At 65.9% G+C, this 12,786-nt stretch carries 11 protein-coding genes and 1 pseudogene; 4 read left to right on the forward strand and 8 right to left on the reverse strand.

Going from position 1 to position 12,786, the window contains the following annotated elements; all coding sequences use genetic code 11:
• A pseudogene (locus H162_RS0106210) lies at positions 1–255 on the forward strand (IS110 family transposase); the annotation flags it as partial.
• 57 nt (positions 256–312) lie between these two features.
• On the opposite strand, the gene H162_RS0106215 reads toward H162_RS0106210, so the two are convergent.
• Positions 313–1,581, reverse strand: a complete 1,269-nt coding sequence (locus H162_RS0106215; protein ID WP_026354296.1) for a nitronate monooxygenase — start codon at positions 1,579–1,581, stop codon at positions 313–315.
• Between the two features lie 164 nt (positions 1,582–1,745).
• Complete coding sequence (locus tag H162_RS0106220) at positions 1,746–2,231, reverse strand: YajQ family cyclic di-GMP-binding protein (RefSeq protein WP_020652590.1); 486 nt, start codon at positions 2,229–2,231, stop codon at positions 1,746–1,748.
• A gap of 143 nt (positions 2,232–2,374) precedes the next feature.
• Between H162_RS0106220 and murB the strand changes: the two genes are divergently transcribed.
• Positions 2,375–3,403 carry a UDP-N-acetylmuramate dehydrogenase gene (gene murB, locus H162_RS0106225; protein WP_026354297.1) on the forward strand — a complete coding sequence of 343 codons (1,029 nt, stop codon included), beginning with the start codon at positions 2,375–2,377 and terminating at the stop codon, positions 3,401–3,403.
• 37 nt (positions 3,404–3,440) lie between these two features.
• Positions 3,441–4,154 carry an SDR family oxidoreductase gene (locus H162_RS0106230; protein WP_020652592.1) on the forward strand — a complete coding sequence of 238 codons (714 nt, stop codon included), beginning with the start codon at positions 3,441–3,443 and terminating at the stop codon, positions 4,152–4,154.
• Positions 4,155–4,195: 41 nt separating this feature from the next.
• Here the strand turns inward: H162_RS0106230 and H162_RS30240 are convergent, their stop codons facing one another.
• The 5 genes from H162_RS30240 to H162_RS0106255 form a co-directional block, all read right to left on the reverse strand.
• Positions 4,196–6,934, reverse strand: a complete 2,739-nt coding sequence (locus H162_RS30240) for a bifunctional diguanylate cyclase/phosphodiesterase (protein ID WP_020652593.1) — start codon at positions 6,932–6,934, stop codon at positions 4,196–4,198.
• 148 nt (positions 6,935–7,082) lie between these two features.
• On the reverse strand, positions 7,083–7,406 hold the full coding sequence (locus H162_RS0106240) for a YkgJ family cysteine cluster protein (protein ID WP_020652594.1): 324 nt from the start codon (positions 7,404–7,406) through the stop codon (positions 7,083–7,085).
• Positions 7,407–7,464: 58 nt separating this feature from the next.
• Positions 7,465–8,436 (reverse strand): Bug family tripartite tricarboxylate transporter substrate binding protein, encoded by a 972-nt coding sequence (locus H162_RS0106245; RefSeq protein ID WP_020652595.1) that lies wholly within the window; start codon positions 8,434–8,436, stop codon positions 7,465–7,467.
• Between the two features lie 27 nt (positions 8,437–8,463).
• Positions 8,464–8,784: an AtuA-related protein gene (locus H162_RS0106250; protein ID WP_020652596.1), complete on the reverse strand. Its 321-nt coding sequence runs from the start codon at positions 8,782–8,784 to the stop codon at positions 8,464–8,466.
• Positions 8,771–10,123, reverse strand: coding sequence for an acyclic terpene utilization AtuA family protein (locus H162_RS0106255; protein ID WP_020652597.1), 1,353 nt, complete (start codon positions 10,121–10,123; stop codon positions 8,771–8,773). Before H162_RS0106255 ends, H162_RS0106250 begins: the two co-directional genes overlap by 14 nt.
• A 130-nt stretch (positions 10,124–10,253) precedes the next feature.
• Between H162_RS0106255 and H162_RS0106260 the strand changes: the two genes are divergently transcribed.
• A complete protein-coding gene (locus H162_RS0106260; protein WP_020652598.1) occupies positions 10,254–11,177 on the forward strand; it encodes a LysR family transcriptional regulator in 924 nt (307 codons plus the stop codon).
• A 315-nt stretch (positions 11,178–11,492) separates the two neighbouring features.
• Here the strand turns inward: H162_RS0106260 and H162_RS0106265 are convergent, their stop codons facing one another.
• Positions 11,493–12,725 carry an argininosuccinate synthase gene (locus tag H162_RS0106265; RefSeq protein ID WP_020652599.1) on the reverse strand — a complete coding sequence of 411 codons (1,233 nt, stop codon included), beginning with the start codon at positions 12,723–12,725 and terminating at the stop codon, positions 11,493–11,495.
• Positions 12,726–12,786: the final 61 nt, after the last annotated feature.

A 12,786-nucleotide genomic window follows, 5' to 3' on the forward strand; every position in this document is an offset into this window, starting at 1 on the left:
GTTGGCCGCAGCAATACCGCGCTGGGTGCCTTCTACCGACGCCTGGCAGGCCGCATCGGCAATGCAAAAGCCGTAACCGCAACAGCCCGCAAGATTGCCGTCCTGTTCTACAACGCGATGCGATACGGCATGGATTACCGTGATCCTGGCGCAGACCACTATGAGCAGCAATACCGAAATCGGGTCATCAAGCAGCTGCACCGGCGTGCCGCAGAGTTTGGCTACGCGCTGCAACCACAGGAGACAACAGCGTAGAGGTGAGTTTCTTAGGAAAGCCACGGCGTACCGTGGCTCTTGCATGGGCCTGCGCGCTTACGCGGCCGCGATGTCCTGCTTCGGCGGCAGGGCGATCTGGTTGTCGACGCTGAACTGGTAATCCTTGAACACGTGCTCGGCGCTCAGGATCTGGTAGTTGCCGTCCGCCAGGCGGTGCGTGGTGTCCTTCAGGCGGTAGGTGTAGTGGCCGCAGGTCCAGCAGTTGAAGTTGCGCATGTGCGTGCACAGGCAGGTCTTGTCCATGACGGAGACGTTCTTCGATCCCGGATTCGCCTGCACCTCGCGGTTGTACGAGTTGATGTAGGCGCAGTTGCCGGTCGCGTCGAGCAGGTAGCCGTAGGACTCGCAGCCCGGACGGATGCCGGAGCCGATCGCCGGGGTGCTCTTGAGCATGCGCATCGGATAGCCGGTCGGCGAGACGCCGTTGACCTCGATGTCTTCCTCGGAGGCGCGGAAATACTCCTGCTTGACGCTGTCGGGCATGCCGCACTCGTGGGTGACGGTGAAGCGGGTCGCCACCTGCACGGCGCCGGCGCCTTTTTCAAGGAAGCTGACGGCGTCGCTGCCGGTGAACACGCCACCGGCGGCGATCACCGGGATGCCCAGCTGTTCGGCCTTGATGTAGGCATGGACTTCATCCATGATGGTGTGCAGGTCGTACTGCTTCCAGTCGTCGATGCCGAAGCCGAGGTGGCCGCCGGCCAGCGGGCCTTCGACGATGATGAAGTCGGGCAGGCGGTCCAGGCGTGCGACCTTGCGCAGGAACAATTGCAGCGCGCGCACCGAGGACACGATGATGCCCAGCTGGGCGTCACGGAAACGCGGGTGATCCTTGATCAGCTCAAACGAACCCAGGTGCAGGCCGGCCGACAGCGTGATGCCGTCGATGCCGGCGTCGAGCGCCGACGCCAGGCGGGTGCGCAGGGTTTCCTTCGGCGCATTCATGGTCAGCTTTTCCATGCAGTTGACGAAGACCAGGCCATCGCCTTTCTTCGCTTCCATGGTCGAGCCGACATGCAGGCGGGTCGCTTCGGCCAGGCGGTCCAGGTCGAATTGGACCACGGCCTTGTTCATGTTATTGATGTTGAACTTGTAGAGCTTCGTCTTGTCTTTGACGAAGGTGGTGTCGAACTTGCGGTCCGACACGTCCTGTACCATCGCATCCGAGATATGGCCGATGCCGCCCAGGCGGGCCGCTTCGAGGGCCAGCTCGGAGGTCGAAATATCCACACCCATCCCGCCGATCATGATGGGCACATACTCCTTGTTGCCCAGTCGTAGGCGGAAATCATCAACACGTTTCATTGCTATCCTTAGACTACCTAATCAGTACGCGGTACCGCTGCGGGCGCAAAAAAACGGCGTGTGCGCACGGACCCCATTCTACCCCAAGGGGGGCGAGGCTCCACGGAACGTTTTATCCCGGGAAGCGATGTTGCCGGGCCAACAGGGCTGGCCCGAGGGCGACCTCAGTCGCGGAAGTTGTTGAATGCCAAGGGCAATTCCTGCACATCCTTGCGCAGCAGGGCCATCGCGGCCTGCAGGTCGTCGCGCTTGGCGCCGGTGACGCGCACGGATTCGCCCTGGATGCTGGCCTGGACCTTCATCTTGCTTTCCTTGATCACCTTGGTGATCTTCTTGGCGTCCTCGGTTTCGATACCGTTGCGCACCTTGATGACCTGCTTGACCTTGTCGCCGCCGATCTTCTCGACCTTGCCTTCATCGAGGAAGCGCACGTCGACCTTACGCTTGGTCATCTTGTTGACGAGCACATCGCGCACCTGGCCGAGCTGGAAGTCCGAATCGGCGTACACGGTCAGCTCGCGCTCTTTCTGCTCGACTTTCGCCGAGCTGCCCTTGAAGTCGAAGCGGGTGGTGATTTCCTTGTTCGACTGTTCGACGGCGTTTTTTACTTCGACCATGTCTGCTTCGCAGACCACATCAAACGATGGCATGGCGGTTCCTTTTCTGATGAGGCTATTAGATGAAGCCCTCTATTTTAACGGACAACGGCCCAGTCGGCGACCAGATTTGCCAGACCGGCAAGCCCGAAACGCGCTTGCCACTATAATTGGCTGAAAACATTGCACACTCCGCCATGCACCCTGAATTGACCCTCGTCCACGACCAGCCGCTCGTCTCCCTGAACACCTTCCGCATCCCGGCGCGGGCGCGCCATTACCTGCGCATCGCCGGCGCCGGCGAACTGGCGGCGGTGCGCGCCGATCCGCAGCTCTCCCGGCTGCCGCGCCTGGTGCTCGGGGGCGGCAGCAACCTGTTGTTCACGCGCGACTTCGACGGGCTGGTGCTGCACATGGCCGGCCAGGGCCGCGAGATCGTCGGCGAGCAGGACGGCAAGGTGCTGGTGCGCGCCCAGGCCGGCGAGAACTGGCATGGCTTCGTGCGCTACACGCTGGAGCAGGGGCTGGGCGGCCTGGAAAACCTGTCGCTGATTCCCGGCACGGTGGGCGCCGCGCCCATTCAGAATGTGGGGGCGTATGGCACGGAAACCAAGGACGTGTTTCACAGCCTGACCGCCTACGACATGGCCAGCGGCGAGCTGCGCACGCTGGACGGCGCCGCCTGCCGCTTCGCCTACCGCGACAGCATCTTCAAGCATCCGGAAGGGCGCGAGCTGGTGGTGCTGGACGTCACGTTTGCCTTGCCGGCAGCCTGGCAGCCGAACCTGCGCTATGCCGAGCTGGCCCAGGCCGCGCGCGACGCCGGGCTGGCGCATCCGAGCCCGCGCGAGGTCGGCGGGCTGGTCGAGGCGATCCGGCGCCGCAAGCTGCCCGATCCGGCCGAGATCGGCAATGCGGGAAGTTTCTTCAAGAACCCGGTGGTCACCGGCGAACACTGCGCACGCCTGCTGGCGCAGTTTCCGAACCTGGTGCACCACGCCCAGCCCGACGGCAGCGAAAAGCTGGCGGCCGGCTGGCTGATCGACCAGTGCGGCTGGAAAGGGCGCAGCATGGGGGCGGCCGGGGTGTATCCGAAGCAGGCGCTGGTGCTGGTCAACCTGGGCGGCGCCAGCGGCGCCGAGGTGGCGCGGCTGGCCGCGGCGATCCAGGCCGACGTGCAGGCGCGCTACGGCGTGCTGCTGGAGCCGGAACCGGTCTTCATCTAGGGCCGCATCGCGGTCTGTTGTGTCTGGGAGAATCGATATGATCAAGGCAATCGTCACCGGTCACTCGCGCGGCCTGGGCGCCGCGGTCGCGGCCGAACTGCTGGCGCGCGCCATTCCCGTGCTGGGGCTGGCGCGCCATCGCGTCGGCGTCGAGGGAATGGAAGAGGTCGAGATCGACCTGTCCGACGCCGGCGCGCTGGCGCACTGGCTGTCCGGCCACGCGCTGGCCAGCTTCCTGGCCGGCTGCGACACCGCGCTGCTGGTGAACAACGCCGGCGTGGTCAGCCCGGTCGGTCCGCTGGCCGAGCAGGAGCCGGCGGCGGCGCTGCGGGCGGCGGTGCTGAACGTGGGCGCGCCGCTGGCGCTGTCGGCCGCCTTCGTGCGCGCCGCGCCGCAGGCCGAGCGCCGCATCCTGCACATTTCCAGCGGGGCGGGGCGCAGCGCTTATCCGGGCTGGAGCGTGTACTGCGCGACCAAGGCGGCGCTCGACCAGCATGCGCGCGCGATCGCGCTCGATGGCGATCCGCGGGTGCGCGCGTGCAGCCTGGCGCCGGGGGTGATCGATACCGACATGCAGGCCGAGATCCGGGCGACGCCGGATGCCAGGTTTCCCTTGCGGCAGCGCTTCGTGGACCTGAAGGAGGGCGGGGTGCTGGTGGCGCCCGAGGATTGTGCGCGGACCCTGGTGGATTACCTGACCGGCGCGCGCTTCGGGAGCGAGGCGGTGGACGATTTGCGGGAGTTGCGCTAGGTCGTCGCGCCAGGCCGCGGCTCCCCGTATCGTGGCGCGGTTCAGGATTTCGGCGCGATCGCCGGCTGGAACTCGCGCGCACCGAGCGCCTGGCGTTCTCCCGGGGGAAGCGGGCGCGAAAAGAAGAAGCCTTGCCCTTCGTCGCAGCCTAGCGTCTTGAGCATCTGCATCTGCTTGCGGTTCTCGACCCCCTCGGCCACGACGCGCATCCCCAGCGCGTGCGCCATGGCGATCATCGAGGCGATCAAGGTGTCGCCCTCCGGGCGTTCGATCTGCAGCACGAAGGCGCGGTCGATCTTGAGCACGTCGAAGTGCAGCTTCTGCAGCTGGGAGAGCGACGAGTAGCCGGTGCCGAAGTCGTCGATGCACAGCTTGATGCCCAGTTCGCGCAGCTGGCCGAACACGGCCGACTCCCCGATCCCCTCCTGCATCATCGACGATTCGGTCACCTCGATCTCCAGCAGCGCGGGGTCGATGCCGTGGCGTGCGATCGCGCCGCGAAACAGCGCCAGGATGTCGGACTGGCTGAACTGGCGCGGCGAGACGTTGACCGAGACCGGCACCAGCGCCGCGCCGTCGCGCGCCCAGAGGGCCAGCTGGCGGCAGACGCTGTCGATCACCTGTTCGCCCAGCCGCACGATCAGGCCGGTTTCCTCGGCCAGCGGGATGAAGCGGTCCGGCCCGGTCAGGCCCTTGCCCGGGTGTTCCCAGCGCACCAGCGCCTCCATGCTCGACGCCGTGCCGGCGGCCAGGTCCACGCGCGGCTGGTAGTGCACGACGAACTGCCGCTGGTCGAGCGCGTGCCGCAGTTCCATTTCCGTCTCCAGCCGGGTGCGGATCGCCTCGAAAAAATGCGACTGGAAGAATCGGAATGTGCCCTTGCCGTCGGTCTTGACCGAGTACATCGCGATGTCCGCATTCTTCAGCAGTGTCTGGGCATCGTCGCCATGCTCGGGAAACAGGCTGATCCCGATCGACGCGTTGAGCGCGTGGGTCGAGTGGTGCAGGTGGAAGCCGTCGCGGAAGGCCCCGAGCACGCGGCCGGCGACGTGCTCGACGTCGTCGGGGCTGCCGATGTTTTCCAGCACGACCACGAATTCGTCGCCGCCCAGGCGCACCACGTGGTCGCGCGGGCGTACCGCGATCTTCAGGCGCTTGCCGACCGTGCGCAGCAGTTCGTCGCCGACCGCATGCCCGAGCGCGTCGTTGACGGTCTTGAAGCCGTCCAGGTCGATGAACAGCACGGCGAGTCCCCGCCCGTTCGCGCGCGCCTGCTCGATCGCCTGCGGCAGGTATTGCTGGATCCAGTAGCGGTTCGGCAGGCCGGTCAGTTCGTCCGAGTTGCTCCTGCGTTCGAGTTCGGTCAAGTGGGCCTTGGTCTCGCTGATGTCGCGGATCGTGACCGCGAGGTCGCCGTCGGCGCGCACCGCCTTGTAGCGGATCCATTGCGCCTTGAGCGGCTGGTCCGGGGCAGGCGCCACCTCGATCTCGCTGTCGTGCAGGCCCGTGTCGAGCGCCTCGCACAGCCGCGCACATGCCGCGCGGAAGATCTTGCCATGATAGAACTCGGACAGGCGGTGGCCGATCAGCTGCCGTGGATGCTTGCCGAACATGTCGGCGCCGTACTGGTTGCAATCGACGATCTGGAAATCGATCACGCTGCCGTGCAGGTCGCGCAGCGGCCGGTTGATGAAAAAGCCTTCGCCCGCATCCTCGGTGGCCAGACGGTAGGTCGAGCGGATCGTTTCGATCTGGTGCCGCTTCCACTTGGCGTGCACGTAGAAGCTCGTGGCCAGCAGCGCGGCCAGCGCCAGCCAGGCGCTGTTCCACCAGGCGCCGTTCAGTGCCGCCTGCCGGTCGCGCCGGTAGCCGGCCATGGCCGCGTACTCGTCCACGCCGACGATGCCGACCAGTCCCATGTCCGGAAACGGCTGCCAGCCGACCACGCGGGTGCGCCCGTCGGCAAACCAGCGCCTGCCGTCAAGCCGGATCACGCCTTCCGGTTTGTCGGCAGGCAAAGGACCCAGCAGGAAGGGCGTCCGGGCCGAGTGGACCAGGTTCCCGTTGCGGCTGGCGCGCAGCACGCCGTCTTCGCCTGCCAGGCCCACGAAGCCGTACTCGCGCAGGATGGGCTCGGAGTAGTGCTGCGTGAAGAAAGCCGGGAGCACCGAGACCAGCACGATGCCGTCGAAGCGCCCGCCCGGCGACAGCAGCCGGCGCGAGAAGGCGATCACCTCGCGGTTCGACAGCTGGCCGTCGATCGGCGCACTCACGTACAGCCGGTCGCTCGTGGCGCGCTGCTGCTCGGTGAAATAAGGCTTGTCCGCGAAGGTCCTGCCGACGGCGGCCGGGTGCGAGCTGGTCACGACGACCCCGTTGCGGTCGAACAGTCCCACGGCGCCGATGTATTGGGTGGAAAAGATCCCCGCCTCGCTCGTGCCGGCCAGGGTGGTGCGGTGGCCCGACACGGCCCAGTCGTGGCGCAGCAGCAGCAGCAGCCGGTCGGTGTCGGCGATCGAGCGGCGCGTGCGGATCACATAGCTGCGCGTATAGGCGTCGACCTGCTGTTCCAGTTCGGCCTGCCGGTCACGCCGCTTGTGGTCGAGGTCGGCCAGCACGTAGCCCCACAGCCCGGCGCCGGCAGCCAGCGCGATTGCCGGCCACAACAGCAACAGCGACAGCCGGTGGCGCAGGAAGGCCACGAAGGGGCGCAGGCGGCCGATCGCCCCGAGTCCGATCGAGATTCCGGCCGGCATCGCCTTGTCGACACGCGGATCCATCTGAGCTCCAGCACGGCCTGGGGCAGCCGCGAACAGGGTAAAAGATTAACAGAGGTGGACCCGCAGGCGGCGCAAGTTGGAGGGAACGCGGCATGAAGGCGACAACAATCGCGGGTTTCCCCGGATCCGACGCGGGAACGAGCAGGAATCAGGCCGGCACCGGGATCGCAGGCAAGCCATGCAGGCCACGCGCCCGCGTGCATTTCTCATCCCCGATCTCCACCTCCCTGCATGCCTGCGGCCGCTGCGCGTACACGCCGCAGGCCATCGGCCCCGCATCGCCCTTGCCCAGCGCGATGCAATAGGGCCGTGACGCATTCGTGCCGCGCATGCAGGAGAGATGGGGCGTGAGCTGTTCGGTCAGCCCGTCGGGCAGCCCGCGCTCCAGCCCTTCAGTCCAATAGAAGGAGACACGGTAGGACTTGCAGCATGCCCCGCACGTCAGGCAGGGAAGATTTCCGGAATCGCTCATGGCTCCCGATTCTATCCGCTCCGCACGACGAAAAAAAGACGCACTGGCGCCTGTCCGTTCATTCCTTTTCGATACCGGCCTTCCGGATGATCTCGCCCCATTTCTTCGATTCGGCCTGCTGGAATGCCGCCAATCCCTCGGGCGAGGTCAGGAAGACCTCGGTGCCGCTGGTGGCATAGAAGCCGCTGTGCGCCGTCGGGCTTTTGGCGGCCCGGCTCAGCAGTTCATTGAGCCGGGCGACGACCGGCTGCGGCGTGTTCGCCGGCGCATAGGCGGCAAACCAGTAGCCGACATCGTAGCCCTTGACGCCGGCCTCGGCGATGGTCGGCACAGTCGGCGCCAGCGCCGAGCGGGTACTTGCCGAATAGCCCAGGGCGCGCAGCTTGCCGCTCTTGATATGCGGCATCCCGGTTGCGGTATCGGTGATCATCATCTGGATCTGGCCGCCCAGCAGGTCGGTGATGGCGTAGGTATTGCTCCTGTAGGGAACATGCAGCAGCTGCACGCCGGCGAGCTGCTGGAACAGTTCGCCCGCGACCCGGCTCGACGAACTGCCGCTGCCGAAGGTGATCTTGCCCGGCTCTTTCCTTGCCCGAGCGATGAAGTCGCCCACGCTGGTCACCGGCGACGTGGCGCTGACCACCATGATCTGTCCGCCCTTGCCAAGTCCGGTAATCGGGACAAAGCTCTTGACCGGATCGTAAGGCACCTTCTTGTACAGGTGCTCCGCCGCGGCGTGGGTGGTATTGGTCGCGATGAGGACGGTGTAGCCGTCCGGCGCCGCGCGCGCCGCCTCGTTCGCGCCGATGAAGCCATTGCCGCCGGGCTTGTTGTCGACAATGACTTGCTGCTTCGTTTCCAGCGTGACCGCCTGGCCCAGTGCGCGCGCCAGCTGGTCGGTCGCGGTGCCGGCGGCGAAGGGCACGACGAAGCGGATCGGCTTGTCCGGGAAGGCGGCGGCGGAGGCGGCGGTGGACAGCGCCAGGCAGACGGCGGGGAGGGCGAGATAGGGCGGTTTCGTGAAGCGCATGGGAAGTCTCCGTGATTCGTTGTCTGGTTAGCGGGCGGCGTCCGGCCCGGGGATGTCGAGGCTGAGGATCGCCGAGCTCAAGGTCTTGCCATGCGCATCCAGCGCCAGCGAGCGCGTGACGCCGCCGTCCAGGGCATGATGCAGCACGAAGTTCAGGGCGCCGAGCGCCGGCAGGGTAAAGCGCTGCACCTCTCCCTCGACGATACCCGCAAAATGCGCCTTGACCCGCTCGGCGGTGACATGTTCCTCCAGCAGCCGATAGTCCTTCGGGTCATGGGCGATGACCGAGATATTCGAGATGTCGCCCTTGTCGCCGGCCCGCGAATGGGCGATGTCACGTAACAGCATGTCCGCTCTCCTCGATGTGCACGGATGGTTTCACGGCCTCGCGCGGCAGCAGGATCGAACGCACCGCCACGATATCCTTCGCCGACTTGAAGGCGCCGCCGCCGCCGGCCGGGCCGCAGGTATACAGGGTTTCCACTTCATTGGCGATGCGCACGGCCTCGCGCAGGCTGTCGGTGCGTCCCGCCACCCGGATGCGCACCTCGTAGGGCTCCGGATGCGCGGCCGGCAGGCGGTCGCGGTGCATGGCGTTGACGCCGATCAGGTCGTAGCGGAGCTCGCTGGCCTGGACGCCGATGATGGCCAGGCGCTCTTCGACGATGGACAGCGCCAGGCGGGCGCGGGCCAGGGCGCCGGGGCCGGCATACGACATCTGGCCCTCGCCGATATAGCTGTCGACGTAGCCGATCGAGACTTTCAGGGTTTCCGGCCGTGGATGGCCGGTGGCGCCGCTGACCTGTACCCGGTCCGGCCCGAGCTCGGTGACCTGCACGCCGGAGAAATCGGCCACCACGTCCGGCGTCAGGTAGGCGCGCGGATCGTGGATCTCGTACAGCAGCTGTTCCTTGCAGGTCGCGGCCGTCACCTGTCCGCCGCTGCCTGCCACCTTGGTGATGACGACCGAGCCATCCTCGGCCACCTCGCCGATCGGAAATCCCAGCCGCGCCAGGCCGGCCACGTCCTTGTGGCCGGGGTCGGCGAAATAGCCGCCGGTGATCTGCCCCGCGCATTCCAGCAGGTGTCCCGCCAGCGTGCCCTGGCCGAGACGCTCCCAGTCGTCCATGGCCCAGCCAAATTCGTGGATGAGCGGGGCCAGCACCAGCGCCGGATCGGCGGCGCGGCCGGTGATGACGACATCGGCTCCTTGTGCCAGCGCATCGACCAGCGGCTGCGCGCCGAGGTAGGCGTTGGCCGACAGCAGGCGTTCGCCGAGGCGCTTGACCGGCTCGCCGGTATCGTCGATGTAGTCCCCGGCGCGCACCGTGTCCAGCACGTCGTCGCCCACCACGGCCGCGATCCTCAAGCCATGCAGGTTCATCGAGCGCGCGATGTCGCGCACCATGGCGGCGGCGGCCAGCGGATTCGCGGCGCCCATGTTGGTGACGATCCGGATCCCTTTTTCGCGGCACAGCGGGAGCACCGCGCGCATGCGCTCGGCGAGCAGCGGATCGTAGCCCGCGCCCGGATCCTCCTTGCGGGCGCGCTGGGCCAGCGCGATCGTGCGCTCGGCCAGGCACTCGAAAATGAGGTAGTCGATATCGCCTTGTTCGGCCAGTTCGATGGCCGGCTCCAGGCGGTCGCCGGAGTAGCCTGCGCCGGATCCGATTCTGATTCGTTTCATTACAGCTCCCGTGTCTGCTTCAGGAAAAAGCGGTCGATGGGAGTGTGGCGCGCCTGACTGATTAAGTACAATGGTAATTTCAGATGGATTAATCTGATTATCAAATTAATCGTCCAGACAGGGGCCGGCAATGACGACCAATATCTCGACCCGGCTGCTGTATGCCTTCGTGGCGCTCGAGGAAACCAGGCATTTCACGCGCGCGGCCGAGCGCTGCCATACCTCGCAGCCGGCGTTCAGCGCGATGATCCGCAAGCTCGAGGAAGCGGCGGGAACCAGGCTGTTCGAGCGTGACACGCGCAATGTCACCCTGACCCCGGAAGGCGAACTGTTTTCCGAGGTGGCGCGCTCGCTCATCGCCGAATTCGAGGCGGCCTTCGACGACATGGCGGACTACGTCGCCCGGCGGCGCGGGCGGGTGGCGATCGCGGCGCTGCCTTCGCTGGCGGCCAGGGTGCTGCCCGCCGTGATCGCGGAGTACCGGCGCCTGTATCCCGGCGTGGCCGTGACCCTGCACGATGCCCTGTCGGACCAGTGCCTGGCGCTGCTGCGCCAGCAGAAGGCCGACCTGGTGCTGACCGCGCCCGGCGCGAATTTCCTCGAGTTCGCGTCGCGCACCCTGGGCAGCGATCCGTTCTATCTTGTGTGCCGGCGCGATCACGCGCTGGCGAACAAGCGCGTCCTGCGCATCGGCGACCTGGCCGGGCATGACATCGTCCATCTCGCCAAGTCGTCCAGCGTGCGCCAGCATGTCGACATCCTGCTGCGCGACGTAGCGACGATCCATTCCGGATTCGAGGTCGAGCACCTGGCGACGGTGGCGGGCCTGGTGGAGCAGGGCCTGGGCGTCAGCTTGGTGCCCGAGCTGACCCTGTTCCAGTTCCGCCAGCTGGACCTGGTGGCGATTCCCCTGGCCGCACAGGACCTGACGCGTCCGATCCTGCTCGTCCAGCGCAAGGACCAGGCATTGTCGATCGCGGCCCAGGCCATGCTGGAACTCATCGAGAAGCAGTTCCGGGATGTTCAGCACCCAAAGGCGGCAGCGCCCAAATAAAAACGGCATTCAGGGTCAGATCTGACATTCGGACACCGAGCGAGTACCTTTGCTCTATCTCAAAATGCTGGTTTGTTCATCCCGAACTCGTCCATGCTCGGCTCCCTTAGTCACCGCACCCCTCGCATCACGGACCATGGCGGAAAGAGGAAAAAAAATCTCGCCATACGTCAAACCGTTCTGAGATTTCGCAAGGGTTGTGCGTCCATGTCCGAATGACAGACCTGACCCTGAACTGTGAAGCAGCAATAAAAATGCCGTCCAGGTTTCCCTGAACGGCATGGCGCCCGTGGGCGGTGTTACGGGATGACTGGCTTACTGGCCGCGCTTGGCGCGCGCCTTGGCCGCGATGCGCATGCGCAGCGCGTTGAGCTTGATGAAGCCGCCCGCGTCCGCCTGGTTGTAGGCGCCGCCGTCTTCGTCGAAGGTCGCGATGTTCATGTCGAACAGCGAATCGGTCTTCGAATCGCGCGACACCACGATCACGTTGCCCTTGTACAGCTTGATGCGGACCCAGCCGTTCACGCTCTTCTGGGTATGGTCGATCAGGGTCTGCAGCGCGACGCGCTCCGGCGCCCACCAGTAGCCGTTGTAAATCAGCGAAGCGTAGCGCGGCATCAGGTCGTCCTTCAGGTGCGCCACTTCGCGGTCCAGGGTGATCGATTCGATCGCACGGTGCGCGCGCAGCATGATGGTGCCGCCCGGGGTTTCATAGCAGCCGCGCGACTTCATGCCGACATAACGGTTTTCGACCAGGTCCAGGCGGCCGATGCCGTGCTTGCCGCCCAGGCGGTTCAGCTCGGCCAGCACTGCGGCCGGGCTCAGGCGAACGCCGTTCAGGCCGACGATGTCGCCCTGTTCGTATTCGAGGTCCAGGTATTCCGCTTCGTCCGGCGCCTGCTCCGGGCTCACGGTCCAGCGCCACATCGATTCCTCGGCTTCCGCGCTCGGGTTTTCCAGATGCCGGCCCTCAAAGCTGATGTGCAGCAGGTTGGCGTCCATCGAGTACGGCGCGCCGCCGGCCTTGTGCTTCATGTCGATCTCGATGCCGGCGTCTTCCGCGTACTTCAGCAGCTTCTCGCGCGACAGCAGGTCCCATTCGCGCCACGGGGCGATGATCTTGACGTCGGGCTTGAGCGCATAGGCGCCCAGCTCGAAGCGCACCTGGTCGTTGCCCTTGCCGGTCGCGCCGTGCGAGACGGCGTCGGCGCCGGTCTCGTTGGCGATCTCGATCAGGCGCTTGGCGATCAGCGGACGCGCGATCGAGGTGCCCAGCAGGTATTCGCCTTCATACACGGTGTTGGCGCGGAACATCGGGAACACGAAGTCGCGCACGAACTCTTCGCGCACATCGTCGATGTAGATGTTTTCCGGCTTGATGCCGAACTTCAGCGCCTTGGCGCGCGCCGGTTCCAGCTCTTCACCCTGGCCCAGGTCGGCCGTGAAGGTGACGATTTCGCAGTTGTAATTGTCTTGCAGCCACTTCAGGATGACCGAAGTGTCGAGGCCGCCGGAGTAGGCGAGTACTACTTTCTTGATGTCGCTCATGGGAGTTCCAGTGATGAAGGCTAGGGATGGTAGGGCAAATGGTCAGCTGGCCTTGCAAGGG

This window comes from Massilia niastensis DSM 21313 (genome assembly GCF_000382345.1).
GTDB classification, from domain to species: domain Bacteria; phylum Pseudomonadota; class Gammaproteobacteria; order Burkholderiales; family Burkholderiaceae_D; genus Telluria; species Telluria niastensis.

Coding starts and splice junctions, on each gene's coding strand:
- H162_RS0106215 (WP_026354296.1), bottom strand. CDS start 1,581: ATGAAACGTGTTGATGATTTCCGCCTACGACTGGGCAACAAGGAGTAT.
- H162_RS0106220 (WP_020652590.1), bottom strand. CDS start 2,231: ATGCCATCGTTTGATGTGGTCTGCGAAGCAGACATGGTCGAAGTAAAA.
- murB (WP_026354297.1), top strand. CDS start 2,375: ATGCACCCTGAATTGACCCTCGTCCACGACCAGCCGCTCGTCTCCCTG.
- H162_RS0106230 (WP_020652592.1), top strand. CDS start 3,441: ATGATCAAGGCAATCGTCACCGGTCACTCGCGCGGCCTGGGCGCCGCG.
- H162_RS30240 (WP_020652593.1), bottom strand. CDS start 6,934: ATGGATCCGCGTGTCGACAAGGCGATGCCGGCCGGAATCTCGATCGGA.
- H162_RS0106240 (WP_020652594.1), bottom strand. CDS start 7,406: ATGAGCGATTCCGGAAATCTTCCCTGCCTGACGTGCGGGGCATGCTGC.
- H162_RS0106245 (WP_020652595.1), bottom strand. CDS start 8,436: ATGCGCTTCACGAAACCGCCCTATCTCGCCCTCCCCGCCGTCTGCCTG.
- H162_RS0106250 (WP_020652596.1), bottom strand. CDS start 8,784: ATGCTGTTACGTGACATCGCCCATTCGCGGGCCGGCGACAAGGGCGAC.
- H162_RS0106255 (WP_020652597.1), bottom strand. CDS start 10,123: ATGAAACGAATCAGAATCGGATCCGGCGCAGGCTACTCCGGCGACCGC.
- H162_RS0106260 (WP_020652598.1), top strand. CDS start 10,254: ATGACGACCAATATCTCGACCCGGCTGCTGTATGCCTTCGTGGCGCTC.
- H162_RS0106265 (WP_020652599.1), bottom strand. CDS start 12,725: ATGAGCGACATCAAGAAAGTAGTACTCGCCTACTCCGGCGGCCTCGAC.